Annotated in this window: 19 protein-coding genes and 1 riboswitch; of the genes, 11 read left to right on the top strand and 8 right to left on the bottom strand. The window is 64.4% G+C overall.

Annotation, left to right across the window (positions count from 1 at the left end; all coding sequences use genetic code 11):
* Window positions 1–131 precede the first annotated feature (131 nt).
* The 6 genes from OKW38_RS25195 to OKW38_RS25220 all read right to left on the bottom strand — a co-directional run bounded on the left by OKW38_RS25195 (window position 132) and on the right by OKW38_RS25220 (window position 7,012).
* The gene (locus tag OKW38_RS25195; protein WP_429363540.1) at window positions 132–1,058 is read right to left on the bottom strand and encodes a DMT family transporter; all 927 of its coding nucleotides are present in this window, start codon (window positions 1,056–1,058) and stop codon (window positions 132–134) included.
* A gap of 291 nt (window positions 1,059–1,349) precedes the next feature.
* Window positions 1,350–2,948 carry an L-lactate permease gene (locus tag OKW38_RS25200; protein ID WP_429363542.1) on the bottom strand — a complete coding sequence of 533 codons (1,599 nt, stop codon included), beginning with the start codon at window positions 2,946–2,948 and terminating at the stop codon, window positions 1,350–1,352.
* Window positions 2,949–3,243: 295 nt separating this feature from the next.
* Window positions 3,244–3,717 carry a hypothetical protein gene (locus tag OKW38_RS25205; protein WP_429363544.1) on the bottom strand — a complete coding sequence of 158 codons (474 nt, stop codon included), beginning with the start codon at window positions 3,715–3,717 and terminating at the stop codon, window positions 3,244–3,246.
* Between the two features lie 243 nt (window positions 3,718–3,960).
* A complete protein-coding gene (locus OKW38_RS25210; RefSeq protein WP_090800937.1) occupies window positions 3,961–4,185 on the bottom strand; it encodes a glycine zipper 2TM domain-containing protein in 225 nt (74 codons plus the stop codon).
* A gap of 145 nt (window positions 4,186–4,330) precedes the next feature.
* Window positions 4,331–6,262, bottom strand: a complete 1,932-nt coding sequence (gene thiC / locus OKW38_RS25215; protein WP_090800936.1) for a phosphomethylpyrimidine synthase ThiC — start codon at window positions 6,260–6,262, stop codon at window positions 4,331–4,333.
* An 88-nt stretch (window positions 6,263–6,350) separates the two neighbouring features.
* A riboswitch (TPP riboswitch) is annotated at window positions 6,351–6,468 on the bottom strand.
* A 142-nt stretch (window positions 6,469–6,610) separates the two neighbouring features.
* The gene (locus OKW38_RS25220; protein WP_176078894.1) at window positions 6,611–7,012 is read right to left on the bottom strand and encodes a GreA/GreB family elongation factor; all 402 of its coding nucleotides are present in this window, start codon (window positions 7,010–7,012) and stop codon (window positions 6,611–6,613) included.
* A 594-nt stretch (window positions 7,013–7,606) separates the two neighbouring features.
* On the opposite strand from OKW38_RS25220, the gene OKW38_RS25225 reads away from it, so the two are divergent.
* From OKW38_RS25225 to OKW38_RS25250, 6 genes are all read left to right on the top strand, one after another.
* On the top strand, window positions 7,607–8,065 hold the full coding sequence (locus tag OKW38_RS25225) for a hypothetical protein (protein WP_429363546.1): 459 nt from the start codon (window positions 7,607–7,609) through the stop codon (window positions 8,063–8,065).
* Between the two features lie 110 nt (window positions 8,066–8,175).
* Window positions 8,176–9,039: a DUF1223 domain-containing protein gene (locus OKW38_RS25230; protein WP_429363547.1), complete on the top strand. Its 864-nt coding sequence runs from the start codon at window positions 8,176–8,178 to the stop codon at window positions 9,037–9,039.
* Between the two features lie 48 nt (window positions 9,040–9,087).
* Window positions 9,088–9,732: a cytochrome b/b6 domain-containing protein gene (locus OKW38_RS25235; RefSeq protein WP_184022043.1), complete on the top strand. Its 645-nt coding sequence runs from the start codon at window positions 9,088–9,090 to the stop codon at window positions 9,730–9,732.
* 70 nt (window positions 9,733–9,802) lie between these two features.
* Window positions 9,803–10,606: a molybdopterin-dependent oxidoreductase gene (locus OKW38_RS25240; protein ID WP_090800928.1), complete on the top strand. Its 804-nt coding sequence runs from the start codon at window positions 9,803–9,805 to the stop codon at window positions 10,604–10,606.
* A 92-nt stretch (window positions 10,607–10,698) separates the two neighbouring features.
* Window positions 10,699–10,941: a pentapeptide MXKDX repeat protein gene (locus OKW38_RS25245; RefSeq protein ID WP_429363548.1), complete on the top strand. Its 243-nt coding sequence runs from the start codon at window positions 10,699–10,701 to the stop codon at window positions 10,939–10,941.
* Window positions 10,942–11,328: 387 nt separating this feature from the next.
* On the top strand, window positions 11,329–12,258 hold the full coding sequence (locus OKW38_RS25250) for an EamA family transporter (RefSeq protein ID WP_429363550.1): 930 nt from the start codon (window positions 11,329–11,331) through the stop codon (window positions 12,256–12,258).
* A gap of 203 nt (window positions 12,259–12,461) precedes the next feature.
* Here OKW38_RS25250 and OKW38_RS25255 read toward each other — a convergent pair whose 3' ends face one another.
* Both OKW38_RS25255 and OKW38_RS25260 read right to left on the bottom strand, forming a co-directional pair.
* Window positions 12,462–12,599, bottom strand: a complete 138-nt coding sequence (locus OKW38_RS25255; protein ID WP_018421109.1) for an entericidin A/B family lipoprotein — start codon at window positions 12,597–12,599, stop codon at window positions 12,462–12,464.
* Window positions 12,600–12,817: 218 nt separating this feature from the next.
* On the bottom strand, window positions 12,818–14,473 hold the full coding sequence (locus OKW38_RS25260; RefSeq protein WP_429363552.1) for a sensor histidine kinase: 1,656 nt from the start codon (window positions 14,471–14,473) through the stop codon (window positions 12,818–12,820).
* A gap of 24 nt (window positions 14,474–14,497) precedes the next feature.
* Between OKW38_RS25260 and OKW38_RS25265 the strand changes: the two genes are divergently transcribed.
* From OKW38_RS25265 to OKW38_RS25285, 5 genes are all read left to right on the top strand, one after another.
* Entirely contained in the window at window positions 14,498–14,674 is a 177-nt protein-coding gene (locus OKW38_RS25265; protein ID WP_090805380.1) for a DUF1328 family protein, read from the top strand.
* A gap of 93 nt (window positions 14,675–14,767) precedes the next feature.
* Window positions 14,768–14,929, top strand: coding sequence for a DUF1328 domain-containing protein (locus OKW38_RS25270; protein ID WP_006052455.1), 162 nt, complete (start codon window positions 14,768–14,770; stop codon window positions 14,927–14,929).
* 208 nt (window positions 14,930–15,137) lie between these two features.
* Window positions 15,138–15,683: a ferritin-like domain-containing protein gene (locus tag OKW38_RS25275; RefSeq protein WP_429363554.1), complete on the top strand. Its 546-nt coding sequence runs from the start codon at window positions 15,138–15,140 to the stop codon at window positions 15,681–15,683.
* Between the two features lie 162 nt (window positions 15,684–15,845).
* A complete protein-coding gene (locus OKW38_RS25280) occupies window positions 15,846–16,478 on the top strand; it encodes a response regulator (protein ID WP_429363556.1) in 633 nt (210 codons plus the stop codon).
* Between the two features lie 20 nt (window positions 16,479–16,498).
* Window positions 16,499–16,930, top strand: coding sequence for a response regulator (locus OKW38_RS25285; protein WP_429363558.1), 432 nt, complete (start codon window positions 16,499–16,501; stop codon window positions 16,928–16,930).
* The last annotated feature ends 14 nt before the right edge of the window (window positions 16,931–16,944 follow it).

The raw sequence follows: 16,944 nt of genomic DNA on the forward strand, positions 1-16,944 counted from the left end.
ACCGCCCGGAGAAATCCGGGCGGTTTTTTTTGACTATGCATTTGACGCGCGAAGGGCCCGCGCGTGAGCCGATGTAACGTGACCAGACGGCAAGCCGCGACCCGGCGCGGTTGCCGATTGACTGCGTGCGCTCAGGTATCCGCGCGCCGCGTCCCCATCCACGGCAAGCGCTTGACTACGCCGGTCGCCAACGCGGTGCCGACCAGAATCACAGCGCACCCTTCGAGCATGCCGGGCGACACCGTCTCGCCGAGAAACAACGCGCCCCACAGAATGCCGAAGATCGGAATCACGAAGGTCACGGTGATCGCGCGCGTCGGCCCGGCGACCGCGATCAGATGGAAGAACAGCATGTACGCGATGCCGGTACAGGCGACGCCGAGCGCGATCACCGCGCCCCACGCACGCAGCGAGATCGGCGCGGCGGGCCAGTAGATGACCGCGAGCGGCAGCAGCACGATCGTCGCGCCGATCATCGTGCCGGTCGCGACGGTCAGCGCGTCGACGCCAGTCAGGTGACGCTTCGTGTAGTTGGCGGCGATGCCGTAGAGCAGCGTGGCGCCGAGCGCGGCGCCGGCCGCGAGCGCGACGCTCAGCGGCGAGGCGGCCGAGCCGGCCGGCGCCGCGATCTGATCCCACACGAGCATCAGCACGCCGAGAAAGCCGACCACGAGACCGAGCGTGCGCAGTGCGCTGAGCCGGTCGCGCAGCCACAGGAAGCCGACCAGCGCGCCCCACAGCGGCGCGCACGCATTGATCACCGACGTGACGCCCGCCGACAGTGTCAGCTCGGCATACGCGAACAGGCAGAATGGTGCCGCCGAATTGACGATACCGACCGCGAGCAGCGGCACTGCGTGCGTGCGCAACACGGTGGCGGACTGTTGCAGCGGCCGTCGCGCGATCAGCACGATCGCGAGAAAGAGGGCGCCGATGCCGACGCGCAGCGCCATCAGCGGCGCGACGCCGAAGTCGGTCACGCCGACGCGGATGAACAGGAACGATGCGCCCCACAGGGCAGCGAGGATCAGCAGTTGCAGCAGGTTTCTGGTTTTCATTGGAATGGCGCCGCGCGCAGTTGAGTCAGGACGCCAGCTCATCGTAACAGTGCGATCGCGCGAATCGTTTCAGTACAGGATGAAACGGCAAGATCCGGGAGACAGCCGCGTCCGATGAGGTCGATGGTAAGCGCTGCGAGGGCGCGCGCCAAACGAGCAATTCTCGCCGATATGTGAGAAAAATTGCGATCGGCGGAACGGCAGTGGGGATGGGATCGGAAACGGCGCCCGCGATGCGCGGGCGGCCGTCCGAAAAGAGGTGAATTGCATTGCGCCGTTACTGGCGCGACCTCAATGCGGAATCATCCATTGCAGGACGTTCTGCTGCGCCCAGACGAGCACGCCGAGCAGCACTGTCAGCAGAATCGAATGTTTGAAGGTCTTGGCGAACACGACGCCTTCCTTGCCCTTCAACTCGGTGGTCGCGACGCCGGTCGCGATGTTCTGCGGCGAGATCATCTTGCCGATCACGCCGCCCGACGAGTTGGTCGCCGCCATCAGCACCGGATTCAGATTGAGCTGTTTGGCCGCGACCACCTGCAGATTGCCGAACAGCGCATTGCCCGACGTATCGCTACCGGACAGGAACACCGCCACCCAGCCGAGGAACGCCGACACGAGCGGAAACAGCGGCCCGACCGACGCAACGCCGAGACCGAGCGTGTAGGTGAGTCCCGAGTAGTTCATCAGGTAAGCGAGGCCGACGATCGTTGCCACGGTCAGGATCGCGATGCGCGTTTGCACCCACGTATCGGAGATCGCCTTGCCGAACTCGGCGGGCGAGAGCCGTACGACGAACGCCGTGATGAGCGCGGCGACGAGGATCGCGGTACCGGTCGCGAGCGGCTGGAAGTCCCAGATCGCGCCGTACGGCGTGTTGTAGAGCGTGATGAACACGGCCTTGTCGAGACCGGGCCACGACACCTTGAGGTCGCCGATCGTGAAGATCCTCGCGATCGTCCAGATGATCACGACGACCGACACGATGATCCACGGATACCAGCCCTGTGCGCCGCCGATCTTGCCGCGCACCTCGCTGATGCGATCGACGTTGACCGCGAATTTCGGATCGCCGGCGGGCTTCCAGACGCGCAGGAACGCAACGGTGAGGATCAGCGAAACCAGCGACGACAGCACGTCGGTCAGGCTGTAGTTGATGAAGTTCGAGACGACGAACTGGGTCAGCGCGAAGCTCAGGCCCGAGACCAGCAGCACCGGCCAGATCCGCAGCATGTTGCGAAAGCCCGCGTACACGGCGATCACATAGAAGGGCAGCAGGACCGCGAAGAAAGGCAATTGCCGCCCGACCATCTTGCCGAGCACATCGGACGGCAGATGCGTGACCGCGCCGAGCACCGTGATCGGCACGCCGAGCGCGCCGAACGCGACCGGCGCGGTGTTGAAGATCAGCGTGAAGGTCAGCGCTTCGAGCGTCGGAAAGCCGAGCATGATCAGCAGCGAGCTCGTGATCGCGACCGGCGTGCCGAAACCCGAAATGCCCTCGAGCAGCGCGCCGAACGAAAAGCCGACCACGACGAGCACGGTGCGCCGGTCGTTCGGCAGATTGTCGATCATCCACAGGCGGAAGGCCTCGAAGCGTCCCGAGCGCTGCGCGATGTTGTACAGCAGGATCGCGGTGAACACGATCCACATCACTGGCCAGATCGCGAACACGACGCCAGCCGCGACCGAGTTGAACGCGAGCCCGACCGGAAACTGCCAGACGAAAATCGCCACGATCAAACCGATGATCAGTCCCGCGAGCGACGCTTGCCACGCGGGCCTGCGCGCCCAGCCGAGCAGCGCGAGCACGGCGATGATCGGCAGCGCGGCGACGATGAACGACGGAAAAAGCGAATTGCCAACCGGAGTGAGTAGTTGATGAAACATCACGTCTCCTTCGTTGTTGTGTAATTCGACGCGGGGGATTGCGCATGACGGCGCGTCGCTCTGATTCGGCGGACGCTCGCAAGTGGCCTCGACAAAGCGGCGTCGCCCGATTTAAGCGCGTGCTGCATGAAACCTTCCAAGGATAGAGCGCCTTACCGGCGCGTCAAGCCGGGAAAGTACGAGCGGGGTATGCGCGGTGGAGGGCGATATGCGCGGAAAAACGACTCATGAAGAAGCGCGCGCGCCGGCAGTTGAAGTGCCGGCGCGTGCACGCTCCGCGACGAAAGAGGACAGGTCAATGCGAGTGGCCGCCCCCATGACCGCCCCAATGGCCGCCCCAATAACCGCCAATGCCGATCGCAATCGACGGTCCGTAGTAGGCGGGGTAGCCGTAATAAGCGGGATAAGGCGGCGGCGGATAGTAGGCGGGATAAACCGGCGGCGCCGCATACACGGGCGCGGGGACCGCATAACCGGGCGGCATGTCTTGCGGTGCGACCTGCATTTGCGCCTGGGCTTGAGGCGGCTGCTGTTGATCGGTCGCCGGCGCGGTTTGGTCGGCTGTGGTCGCGGGCGCGGTCGAATAGTACGACGGGTAATAGCCGGCGGGATAGTAGCCGGCGGGGTAATAGCAGCCTGCCAAAAAGAGACTCGAGGCGAGCAAGCAAATCGCGGTGGCGGGCCGCGCGAACCTCGCGGAAAAACTGGACGAATCGCGTGGCGTCGAGAGGCGCACCACGCAAAGATGGGTGACGACGCGGGACTTCATGGCGCGCTCCTCGATGAACCGATGCCGCCTTGCGCGACGTCGTTATGAGGAGCTTACGCTCTTGCCGCGGCAGCGCTGTGGCAAAACCGCAACCGCATATTTCAGCCTATTTCCACGCGCGTTGTCGGGACGAGGGCGCACCGCATCCGGCGCCCTTGGCAGTCCGGATCGTGGTCCGAAAAAATCGTTTGCTGTCCTGTATGAACCGTTAGACGCTCATCTGACGCAACGCTCACTTGCCGCTCACTTGCCGACCTGGTTACCGATGACGCCGCCTACCGCCGCGCCGCCCAAGGTCGACAAGCCATTGCCGCCGATTGCCGCGCCAGCGGCGCCGCCGACACCCGCGCCGATCGCGGTATCGCGTGTGCGTGGGGACATGTCGCCGCATGCCGCGAGACCCGCGACAAGTGAAAGGGCGGCTGCGACCGTACCAAGACGAGTACCGAGATGACGGATCGATTTCATGATGCTGACTCCGCTCGTTATTGGAAACAGATGTTTCCTTCTCTCAGCACGCAACGTGCCTGCTCGATGCGGTGGAATAAAAAAGCCCGCCATGCCGGCGGGCTTCGATACTGCAGTGCTGGTTCGCGCAAATCGCGCAACCCGCTCATTGCCGCTGATAAATCTCCGCGCCTTGCTTCATGAACTCGATCGACTTTACTTCCATGCCTTTCTTCAGCGCTTCGTCGTCGGTGACGCCTTGTTGCGCGGCGAACTCGCGTACGTCCTGGGTGATCTTCATCGAGCAGAAGTGCGGGCCGCACATCGAGCAGAAATGCGCGACCTTGGCCGAATCCTTCGGCAGCGTTTCGTCGTGGAATTCGCGCGCCTTGTCCGGGTCGAGACCGAGATTGAACTGGTCTTCCCAGCGGAATTCGAAGCGCGCCTTCGACAGCGCGTTGTCGCGCACCTGCGCACCCGGATGACCCTTCGCGAGATCGGCGGCATGCGCGGCGAGCTTGTACGTGATGATGCCGGTCTTCACGTCGTCCTTGTTCGGCAGACCGAGGTGTTCCTTCGGCGTCACGTAGCACAGCATCGCGGTGCCGAACCAGCCGATCATCGCGGCGCCAATGCCCGACGTGATGTGGTCGTAGCCCGGCGCGATGTCGGTGGTCAGCGGCCCGAGCGTGTAGAACGGCGCCTCGTCGCACCAGTCGAGCTGCAGGTCCATGTTTTCCTTGATCAGCTGCATCGGCACATGGCCCGGACCTTCGATCATCACCTGCACGTCGTGCTTCCACGCGATCTGCGTGAGTTCGCCGAGCGTCTTCAGCTCGCCCAGTTGCGCTTCGTCGTTCGCGTCGTAGATCGAGCCGGGACGCAGGCCGTCGCCGAGCGAGAAGGCCACGTCGTAGGCCTTCATGATTTCGCAGATCTCTTCGAAATGCTCGTACAGGAAGCTTTCCTTGTGATGCGCGAGACACCACTTCGCCATGATCGAGCCGCCGCGCGACACGATGCCGGTCATCCGGTTCGCCGTGAGCGGCACATATTGCAGACGCACGCCCGCGTGGATCGTGAAGTAGTCAACGCCTTGCTCGGCCTGCTCGATCAGCGTGTCGCGGAAGATTTCCCAGGTGAGGTCTTCAGCCTTGCCGTTGACCTTTTCGAGCGCCTGATAGATCGGCACCGTGCCGATCGGCACCGGGCTGTTGCGGATGATCCATTCGCGCGTTTCATGAATGTGCTTGCCGGTCGACAGATCCATCACCGTGTCGCCGCCCCAGCGGATCGCCCACGTCATCTTGTCGACTTCCTCGCCGATCGACGATGTCACCGCCGAGTTGCCGATGTTCGCATTGACCTTCACGAGGAAGTTGCGGCCAATGATCATCGGCTCGCTTTCCGGGTGATTGATGTTGTTCGGGATGATCGCCCGGCCGCGCGCGATTTCCTCGCGCACGAATTCCGCGGTGATTTCGGTGAGGCCGTTCGGACCGAACGCGCTCGCGCCGAATGCCTGGCCGGGGTGCTGACGGCCCATCATCGCGGCGAGCTTCGCGCCATTCGGGCCGCTCGTCTTCAGGGTCTCGAGGTACTCGGCACGGCGCTGGTTTTCGCGAATCGCGATGTATTCCATTTCCGGCGTAATGATGCCTTGCTTCGCGTAGTGCATCTGCGTCACGTTCCTGCCGGCGATCGCGCGGCGCGGCGTGCGATGCAGTCCCGGAAAGCGCAGCTGCGCGGTGGCCGGATCGGCGGCGCGCTCGCGGCTGAAGCTGCTCGACAGACCGGTCAGCGGCTCGGTGTCGCCGCGCTCCTCGATCCACGCCTCGCGCAGTGCGGGCAGACCCGCGCGGATGTCGATCTCCGCGTCCGGGTCGGAGTAGGGGCCCGACGTGTCGTACACGTAGATCGGCGGATTCTTTTCGCCGCCGAAGCTGTCGGGCGTGTCAGCCTGCGAGATTTCGCGCATCGGCACGCGGATGTCGGGGCGCGAGCCGGTCACGTAGACCTTGCGCGAATTCGGCAACGGCGCGACGGCGGCCTCGTCCACGTGGGCTTCGGCGGAAATAAACTTCGGGTTGGCGTTCATGTAAGTCTCCGTACAAAGTGGGGCGGCTAAGCAGGAGACCGAGATGGAAGTAGTCGGAAATCGCGGAGAGGTGAGGCACTTGGGGCTGGAGCGAAATCCGTACGCTTCCCTGCGCTGGCATTATCCAGATCAGGTTCAAAGGGTATTTCTCACCCACGCAACACGGACCTCCAGCTCCGCGCTACGCAGGACCCCCGCGTTAGCAGCGCACACGATACACCGGCCGCCCGCGGTTTGGCAACCTGTCTGAATGACTCAAAAAAACTGGTCCGGATGAAACCAGACATCTCCTATGCTTGATTCGAGACCGCATCAGACAGGGCAACTTACAGCGAGGGAACGGCCGCCTTACAGTGAAAAATCGTCGGCGGCTTCAGGCTGATACAGGATTTTGTCGAGCTTGAGCACTTTCTGATCGCCGCTGGGTGGCGTGAAGCGGACGCTCTCGCCGCGGCGCGCGCCGAGCAGCGCGAGGCCAGCCGGCGAGAACACATTCAGGCGCCCTTGCGCGAAATCGGCGTTGGGCGGATAGACGACGGTCCACGTCATCTGTTCGCCGCTCGCTGCGTCGATCAGCGTCGCTTGCGAGTTCATCGTGACGACGTCGGCGGGGATGTCGTGCGAGTCGACGATCACCGCGCGTTCGAGCACATCGTCGAGCATGTGCTGCAACTTGGCGTCGGTGGCCGCGTATTTCTCGAGGCGGGTCACGTCGAGTTCGGTCAGGTAGCAGGTTTTGATCTTCTTCATCATCAGGACTCCGGATAAGGCGGTCATGGATGGCCGAGTGCAACGACCCAAGGGGTGGTCGGCGGATGAGTGGACGAATGGGAGAGCCCGGTGCCCGGCGACGCGGCCCTGGGTATTGGCGGGCTGCGTCAGCGAGGGCGCCGGGCGGCGTGAAGCGGGACCGTTCGGGACGTCTCGCCGGGGCCGTGCGACGCGACGTCCGCGCGCGCGCACTCGCCTGCGCGGCATGGCCGCAAGCGGGCGAGAGCACGGAAAGTCGGACGACGCAGAGAAGTCACGGGCAAAACGACCAAGTGTTGGGGAAAAGCGATCGAGAGGTGCCGGGCGACAAAGCGTGAGGCCGCGCGGCAGCAGCGAGACGAAAGTTTGATGTTAGCACGCTGTCTCACGCAGCTCCGTTTGCGACGTCGCGCCCGTCGATTGACCGTTTTTGTGCGGTGCGAGAAGAAAGCGGTGTGGTCCGCATTGCGTTCAAGCCAGTCAGAGGATTGCCGTTAAACAAAGTGCAGCGAAGGCCGCACTCCAGCGAAGCGATTCGCGGGATGGCGCGTGAAGGGCGCGAGGCGACTCGCGCCGATTGACAAAGAGGTGCACATGAAAGCGGAAAGCAGGCGGTGGCGAACGTTCGGTCGCACAGTCGCGGGGGTGGCATTGCTTGCCGCGCCGCTGGCGGCGCCGGCGGCATCGACGGTGACGGGCGGCGTGATCCGGTTCGTGGGGATGATCGTTGCACCGCCGATGCAGATCAGCGTGGATACGGCGCCCCCTGGCGTCGCCGTCGGTAGCGCGAGCGTGGCGGGTCAGCGCTTTTCGCGCACGGTGACGTTCAGCGCGCCGCCGGGCGTCGTCAGCGGGGCCGATGTCGCGCTCGAAGTGAACGGCGGCACGCAGTCGCGCGATCTGGTGGCGGCGCGGTTCGTCGATGGCACCGGGCGTGTCGCGACGGCCCGCGACGGCCACTACGCGGTCGATCGCGCGGGCGGCGTGCTGTCGCTGAACGCGAAGCGCACCGATATGGACACGCGCGTGACGGTGGTGGTCAGTTACGACTGAGTCGCGGGCGAGCTTTGGCTGGCTATCCCATGCCGGAAAAAAACTAAAAAAGGCTTGTCATAACCGGCCGCGCGGCTCGACAAACGTGCAGATTACGATCGGAGCACGTCATGTCGACCGCGCACAATCGCTCGATACTTCAGCGCTTTACGACTTTTTCGACGCCCGCCGTTGGCCTTGCGCTTTTTCTGCTGAGCGGTTCTGGCATCAGTGCGGCCGACGCGGCCGGGCCCCTATGCGTCACGCACAGCCCCGCGCACCGCGTCGCGCTCGTCGAGCTGTACAGCAGCGAGGGCTGCGATAGCTGCCCGCCCGCCGACCGCTGGCTCAGTCAATGGAAAAGCGACGGCGCCGCGCACGGCATCGTGCCGCTCGCGCTGCACGTCGACTACTGGAACAGCCTCGGCTGGACCGACCGCTTTTCCCAGCATCGCTTCACGGAACGTCAGCAAACGCTGACGCGTCTCGCGGGCGCGCACACGGTCTATACGCCGGAAGTGTTCGTCGCGGGCCGCGAGCTGCGCGACTGGTCGCAACGCGACAGTTTCGAGCGCCGCATCGACGAGCTCGTCGCCGAACCCGCCCAGGCGAGCGTCGCACTTGCGCTGAGCCCGCGTGCGCCCGGCGCGTTCGATGTCGATGCGCAGTTCAGCACGACGGCAGCCGCCGCCACGGGTGCGTTGAGCGCCTATCTCGCGATCTATGAGAACGCGCTGACGACGCAGGTCGGCGCGGGCGAAAACCGCGGCGCGACGCTGCATCACGAGCGCGTCGTGCGCGCCTGGTTCGGGCCTGTGCCACTCGTCTCCGGTCACGCGCGGATCCATCAGGACATCGATGTACACGCTGCGAGCGTCGATGCGCAAGCCGATCCGAGCGCCAACGCCGCCGACCGCTTCGGCGTGGTCGCGTTCGTCGAAAGCGACGCGAGCGGCGACGTGCTGCAAGCGACCGACCTTCCCGCGTGCCGTTGATCGACCTCGCGCGCGCCGCATTCACTACCGCTGCTCGAGGAGAGCCCCATGTCCACACCCCACGCCTTGCGCCCCAGCGCACCCGCCGCGCCCACCGCGCCGAAGCGCGGCGTCATTCATCCGCTGTGGCTGCGCATCACGCATTGGCTGAATGCGCTCGCCGCGATCGTGATGATGCTGTCGGGCTGGCGCATCTACGACGCGTCGCCGATCTTCCCGGCGTTCAGCTTCCCGACCGCGATCACGCTGGGCGGCTGGCTCGGCGGGGCGCTGCAATGGCACTTCGCGGCGATGTGGCTGCTGGTGTTCAACGGTCTCATGTATATCGCGCTGAATCTCGCGAGCGGGCGTTTCGTGCGCAAGTTCCTGCCGCTGACGCCGCGCGCGGTACTGCGCGATTTCGTCGCCGCGTTGCGCGGGAAGCTTTCGCATGGCGATCTGCGCGTCTACAACGCGGTGCAGAAATTCGCCTACCTGTTCGCGATCGCCGATCTGATCGTGCTCGTGCTATCGGGGCTTGCGATCTGGAAGTCGGTGCAGTTTCCGCTGCTGCGCGAACTGATGGGCGGCTATGACAACGCGCGCATCGTGCACTTCAGCGCGATGTCGCTGCTGGCCGCGTTTCTCGCCGTGCATCTGGCGATGGTCGCGCTCGTGCCGCGCTCGTTGCTCGCGATGTTGCGCGGACGTTGAGCCCGCGGCTACCCACGCGCATGCTCACGCTCATGAAATCGCAACGCGAATTCCAAACGGATACCGAATCATGAACAAGCCGATAGAGAAACCAGCGGACCCATCCACACATCGTGTGAGCCACAAGCTCGACCGCGCATCGATCCTGCTCGATGCGAAGCGCGAACTGGCGATGCCGTCGCGACGCCTGTTCGGCAAGCAGCTCTTGACGCTCGGCGGCCTGTCGATGCTGACCGGCTGCTCGCTGACCGACGACGCTTCCGTGAACCGTTTTCTCACCGCCGTGTCGCGGCTGAACGATCGCGCGCAGGCCGCGCTGTTCGATCCGAAGCAGCTCGCGCCGACCTACACCGAAGCGCAGATCACGCGGCCGTTTCCATTCAACGCGTACTATGGCATTGACGACGTGCCGCACGTCGACGGCTCAGATTATCAATTGAAGCTGAGCGGCCTCGTGACCGGCCAGCGCGTGTGGACGCTGCCCGAGCTGTACGCGCTGCCTCACGCGGAGCAGATCACGCGACATATCTGCGTCGAAGGCTGGAGCGCGATCGGCCGCTGGGGCGGCACGCCATTCGGCGATTTTCTGCGGCGCGTCGGCGCGGACACGACGGCGAAGTACGTCGGCTTCAAATGCGCGGACGACTACTACGAAAGCATCGACATGCCGACCGCTTTGCATCCGCAAACGCTGCTGACGTTTTCCTACGACGGCGAACGGCTGCCCGCGAAATACGGCTACCCGATGAAGCTGCGCATGCCGACCAAGCTCGGCTACAAGAATCCGAAGCACATCGTCGAAATATTCGTCACCAACACGTATCCCGGCGGCTATTGGGTCGACCAGGGCTACAACTGGTTCGGAGGCTCCTGACGCATGCGGGCGCACGCGCGCTTGCGGCAGCGGCTTCGGAAGCACGCCGGCTCTCGCCGGCTTCGATTCATCCACCACCAAGGAGTCATCCCATGAAGAAGATTGCAGTTACCACGATCGCGTTGTTGATGCTGGCAAGCGGCGGCGCGGCCTTCGCGCAGGCGAGCGGCGCGATGTCGAACGATGAGATGTCGAAGAATGCGATGTCGAAAGATTCGATGTCCAAAGACAGCATGTCGAAGGACGGCATGAAAAAGGACACGATGAAGCACGACTCGATGAAAAAGGGCGGCGACGCGATGAAGCACGAGGCGTCGGGCGCGATGGGCAACTGAGTCGGCGCCGAGCGTGCTTAGCAAGCCGGGGATGCGTCCCCGGCTTTTCTGTTGCAGGAAACCCAAAAGTTACGATTCTCTCGCGTGGCGTTCTCGGCGCTTACTGCATAATGCGGTGCGCGCCGGGGCTTTGCCACGCTTGCGGCCGCGCAGCCCGGCCGCGTTGCATCGTGTCGTTTTGACCGACGCCGCCGCCACCGCCGTTTCTGGCGCTTCCGGCGCCGCCCATCGTCTTACCGTTCCACCGACATGTCCGCCAGCCTCGCCCGTCCGACCGCATCGCCGATGCGGTGCCCGCCATCCCGCCCGAAAGGTATCGACGCAGGCTCGGCGCCTCGCGGGCATCGAGCGCATCGCGCGGGTCGAGTGGCGACGGCGGACTGAAGCATGTCTCTGCAACGTTCAGCTTTTTCTCCGCGCGGCTGGCCGCTGCGTCTGCCGCAGTCGCGCAACGGGCGGATCGCGCTCGCGCTTGCCGTCGTTTATCTGGTGTGGGGCTCGACGTACCTCGGCGTGCATGTCGCGCTCGGCTCGTTCCCGCCGCTGCTGATGTCGGGCTTGCGCAACCTGTTCGCCGGCATCGGTCTGTTCGTGTTCGCCGCGCGCCGCAAGCCGATCTGGCCGAGCTTCGCCGAAATCCGCAACGCCGGCCTCGTCGGCACCATGCTGGTGGGTCTGTCGAGCGGCATGCTCGCCTACGGCATGCGCACGGTCGGCACCGGCACCGCGGCCGTGATGGTCGCGACCGTGCCGCTGTTCGCGACCGTGATCGCGGCCGTCGCCGGACGCAAGATCGGCCGCGGCGAATGGTTCGCGGTCGGGCTGGGGCTCGCCGGCATCGTGATTCTGAGTCACGGCGACAGCACGCCGGGCTCGACGGGCGGCAGTCTCGCGATTCTGTGCGGCGCGCTGTTCTGGGCCGGCGGCGCGCATCTGGCCGGGCAGCTGAAGCTGCCGTCGGACCTGTTTCTGTCGACCTCGCTGCAGATCGGCCTCGGCGGCGCGATGTCGACGCTGGTCGCGTGGGCGTCGGGCGAGCGGATGCTCGAGCTGCATTTTCTGCCTCTCGTCGCGTTCCTGTATCTGATGTTGATTGGGACGATGGCGGCGTACGTCGCCTACGGTTATCTGATTCGCCACACGAGCCCGATCATCGCGAGCAGCTGCATGTACGTGAATCCGGTCGTCGCGGTAGCGCTGGGCGCGCTGCTGCTCGGCGAGCCGGTCACCCGCTCGACGGTAATCGCGACGGTCGTGATTCTGATCAGCGTCGGCATGTCTTTCTGGTTCGATTACCGGAACAAGCGCAGCGCCTGATAGCGGCGCGGTTCTCGTCGAACCGCGCGCCCGCTGTCAAAGCCTTGCCGCCAGCTCCGCGCCCTCGCGGATCGCCGTGCCGTTTCATCGCGTTCTGAAAACGCGTCGCGTCGAGTGCCAGCCAGCACCCAATCATTCACGAAAAAAAAGCCCGCAGCGGCATCCCGCGACGGGCTTTGCAAATCCTGCTGCCATGTGCCGGCTTATTTCGCCTTATCCGCCTCGTTCGTGATGGCGTGGCCGCCCTTCGAAATATCTTCGCCGGCGCCCGCCATCGTGTTGCAGCCGGTGACAAGCATGGCAGTTCCTGCGAGCACAAGCAAAGCGATCAGTCGAGTCATGAAACTTCTCCTTGTCGAGAATGCATCGGTTGATGTCGTCCGACCGGGGCCATGCCAGTCGATCAGATCTCGATCCGGTTTCGAACCGGTCTGATTGCATGGTAAAAAAAGGGCGGGGGCGGCGCTGTCGGCCGTGCCGCGATTTTGTCGTAGGCGTGCTCCGGTGTTTGCGTCGGCGCACTCCTACAACGGCTTGGGGGCGCTGCGGCGAGCATCTGTCAGACGGGGCTTTGCGACGAAGTGGGCGGCGTGGCCGGCGAGGTCAGCGGCTGATCGACCGAAGGCGTCGCGGTGCTCGCGCTCGGCATCACGACGTCGATGTCGGTGCCGTTTTGCGCGCCACGGCGGATGTCGAAGCGCCCGCCGTGCGCGGCCACGCGCTGACGCATGCCGAGCAGGCCGTGCGTATGTGTGCGCTTCAGGTCGGCTGGCATGATGCCGACGCCGTTGTCCGCGATATGCAGCGCGACCTCGCCGTCGCCGACCCGCAATGCGATTCCGACCTTCGAGGCCCGCGCGTACTTGGCGGCGTTCGTCAGCGATTCCTGCGCGACCCGAAACAGCGCGATTTCGGTCTGCTCGTCGAGCTGGATATCGTCGGCGGGCAGGTGCAGCTCGAGCGTCCAGTTGTTGCGCTGCGCGGCTTCGTCGGCGAGCGTGCGCAGCGCGGTAACGAGCCCGAAATTGGCCAGCACGGTCGGCCGCATGTCCTCGATGATGCGCCGCTTCAACGCGATGCCCTGGTCGAGATTGGCGAGCGCGCGCTGCAGCTTGTCGGCGATGTCCGGCTCGCTGTCCTTCAGCTTGCGGCGCGCCCATGCGACGTCCATCCGGCATGCGGTCAGAATCGCGCCGAGCTCGTCGTGCAACTCGCGCGCGAGCTGGGTCTTTTCGTTTTCGCTGACCGCCTGCAGATGCCAGCCGAGCGCTTCGAGCTGCCGCGTGCGCTCGTTGACGAGCTGGTCGAGTTCCTCCTGCTGCGTGATCAACTGACGCTGCGCGCGCGCCTGCCGGTCGATCTGGATGCCGAGATTGCGAAACAGCAGGATGAACAGCACGATGTTCAGCGCCGACAGACCCGCCGCGCACAGCGTCGACAGCCGCTGGTCGGCGCGGCTCGCGGCCAGCGCGTGCTGAGCGCGGCGCTCCTCGTTGTCGCGCAGCAGCGCGAGCGTACTGTCGATCAACGACGCGTCCGCCGGGTTGACGTCGCTCGCGCTCCCGCATGCGCCGAGATCGAGCGGATGCGGCGCGGCGTGCTGCATCGCGGCGGCGCCCGCGCCGATGCGCGCGTCGATCAGCGCGAGAATCTGCGTGAAGCTCGCGAGTTCCGCGCTGTCCGCGCGGCCGCCGCGATAGAAGTGGTCTAACTGCTGCGTGGTGTCGCGGATGCGCGCGGCGCTCGCGCAGAACGCGTGGGCGGATGCGTCGTCCTTCGTCAGAAGAAACTGGTTTTGTTGCGCGGTGAGGCGCGACAGCTCGCTCGCGAGTGTGCTTAGTCGCACGGTGACGTCGCGCGCTTCAAGCGCGGTCTCATACTCGGCGGTGATGCGCTGACGCGCGGTCTCCAGAATCACGAGGCCTCCCACCGTGATCACGATCGCCACCGTCATCGCGATCGCCCAGCTGCGATTGCGCATCCACTCGGCAAGCCGCGCCGTGGCGCGCGCGCCAGCTTGTTCCGGCGGGTTCTGCAGATTCGACACTTTCGGCTCCAGAAAGAGGGCATCGACACCGGCGTCGACTCCGGCATCGCGCGAAGCCGCGCGCGTAATGTCGTCGTAACCCAATGTAAGCGGATTCTCACACGAAAAACGGCGAGCGTCGGAATGCGCGCGGCGCCGCGCATCGATAGCATGGACCCGATCGTTCATGCAATGTTTCGGGAGGAAGCCATCATGTTGAAGTGGGCACTGTTCTTCGCGATCGTCGCGGTGATCGCCGGTCTTCTCGGCTTCACCGGCATCGCGGCCGGCGCAGCGGCGATCGCGAAGTTCCTGTTCTTCGTCTTTGTCGTGCTGTGCGTGGTGTTCCTCGTGCTGGGCTTCGTCGTGACGAAGAAAATGATCGATTAGCGCGGCCATCGCGGTGGCGGCAAGCCGCGCCCTCACAGCAGGCGAGCGATTTGCTGGTAGTCGATTGGAAGGCCAACAAAAGGGAGAAATGCCATGCTTCACTATGCCATCGTCTTCTTCGTGATTGCGATCATCGCAGCCGTGTTCGGCTTTACCGGCATCGCGGCCGGCGCGGCCGAAATCGCGAAGATCCTGTTCTACATCTTCCTCGTCGTGTTCGTGGTCACGTTGCTGCTCGGCGTGTTTCGAACCTAGCCGCGCGAGCCGGATGAACGCAACATGAGGTAGGCAGCGAAGTATGCAATGTAGGAACAGGTAGTCAACAAGGCGCGTGAACGCGCGGCGTTTGAATCCCCGATTGAGGCGCCCGCGTTCGAAGCGCGCCGTCATTCCACCCTCGGCGCATCAGGCGCGATTCGTGCTGATGCGCGATTCACCCAATACCGGATAAAGGAGAAGTTCGATGACGAAGCAATCTGGCGACACGTTCGTGATGGACATCACGAAGATCCGCGAGGACGCGCGCAAGCATATGTCGGATGGTCCGGTCACGCAGAGCTATGGCGCGAATCGCGAGACGGTGCTCAAGCTGCTCAACGACGCGCTCGCCACCGAGATCGTCTGCACGCTGCGCTACAAGCGCCATTACTTCATGGCGAAGGGCATCAATTCCGAAGCGGTCGCGAGGGAATTTGCCGAGCACGCAACCGAGGAGCAGGAGCACGCCGATCGCATCGCCGAGCGCATCGTGCAGCTTGGCGGCGAACCGGATTTCGCGCCGGACGGCATCAAGGCACGCGCGCATTCGGAATACAAGGAAGGCACCGATCTGACCGACATGATTCGCGAGAACCTGATCGCGGAGCGCATCGCGATCGACACGTACCGCGAGATCGTACGGTATCTCGGCGAGAAGGACGTGACCACGCGCCGGCTGTTCGAGGAGATTCTCGCGGTCGAAGAAGAACATGCCGACGATATGGCGGATCTGCTCGCGGGGCGCGAGTAGCGCGCCAGGCGACAGGGAGGCGTCGAAGGACCGGGTCGCGGGCGAACTCGGGAATGCCGGCAACTGCGGTGCGAAGCCGCCCTCGCATTGCGCGTCCGGCCGTGGCCCCGGATCATTACCATGTCCGCATCGGAGCGACTCCCTTTGCACGGAACCCAACCGATGATTCGAGTGCTGATAGCTGACGATCATGCGATCGTTCGAGGTGGATTCAGACAGTTCGTCGCCGACGAGCCGGACATGTGCGTCGCCGCCGAGGCCGCCACCGGCGAGGAAGCGATCGGCCTCGTGCGCGAGCAGGCATTCGACGTCGTGCTGCTCGACATCGCGATGCCTGACAAGAACGGCATCGATACGTTGCGTGTGATCAAGCAGGTGCGTCCCGAGCAGGGCGTGCTGATTCTATCGGGCTATCCCGAGAGCCAGTACGCGATCAATCTGCTGCGCGCGGGCGCGAGCGGCTATCTGAACAAGGACTGCGAGCCGGAAGAAATCGTGCGCGCGATCCGCTCGGTCGCGCGCGGGCATCGCTATCTGTCGGAGGCGGTCGCCGATACGCTTGCCGACAATCTCGACAAGCCTGCCGCCGGGCGTCCGCATGAAGCGCTGTCGGAGCGCGAATTCCAGATCTTCTGCAAGCTCGCGGCCGGCCGGTTGCCGACCGAGATTGCTGAAGAGCTGCATCTGTCGGTCAAAACGGTGAGCACGTATCGCGCGCGGGTGCTCGAGAAGATGCGTCTCGCGAACAACGCGGACCTCACGTATTACGCGATCAAGAATGGCCTGATCGAATGACGGACGATCGAGATATCCCGATGAACAGCGAACCGAACCCCGCTACCGAGTCAGCCAGCCGCGCGCCGTTGCGCGTGCTGCTGATCGAGGATTCGCCGCTGATCCGCCGCAGCCTCGTGGAGGCGATCGATGCGTCGGGCCTGCTGCGCGTGGCCGCTTATGCCGATTCCGCCGATCAGGCGATCGCGCTGCTCGGCGACGAAGCGTTCGACGCGGTGATCGTCGATTTGCAGCTGAAGCTGGGCTCGGGCGTGCCGGTGCTCGCATATCTGCAGCGCGAGGGGCTGATCGATTCGATGTTCGCGGCGGTGCTGACCAATCACGCGTTGCCCGCGTACCGCGAGCGCTGCGAGCAGTATGGCGTGCGGCACTTTTACGACAAATCGTTCGAGTTCGATCGCGTGCTCGATGCGCTGCATGAGTATGCGTTGGGGAGGAGTGGCGGGGTGTAACGACTCGACCGTAG

Origin of the sequence: Paraburkholderia sp. MM5496-R1 (assembly GCF_050436205.1) — a bacterium.
In the GTDB taxonomy this organism is placed as follows: domain Bacteria; phylum Pseudomonadota; class Gammaproteobacteria; order Burkholderiales; family Burkholderiaceae; genus Paraburkholderia; species Paraburkholderia tuberum.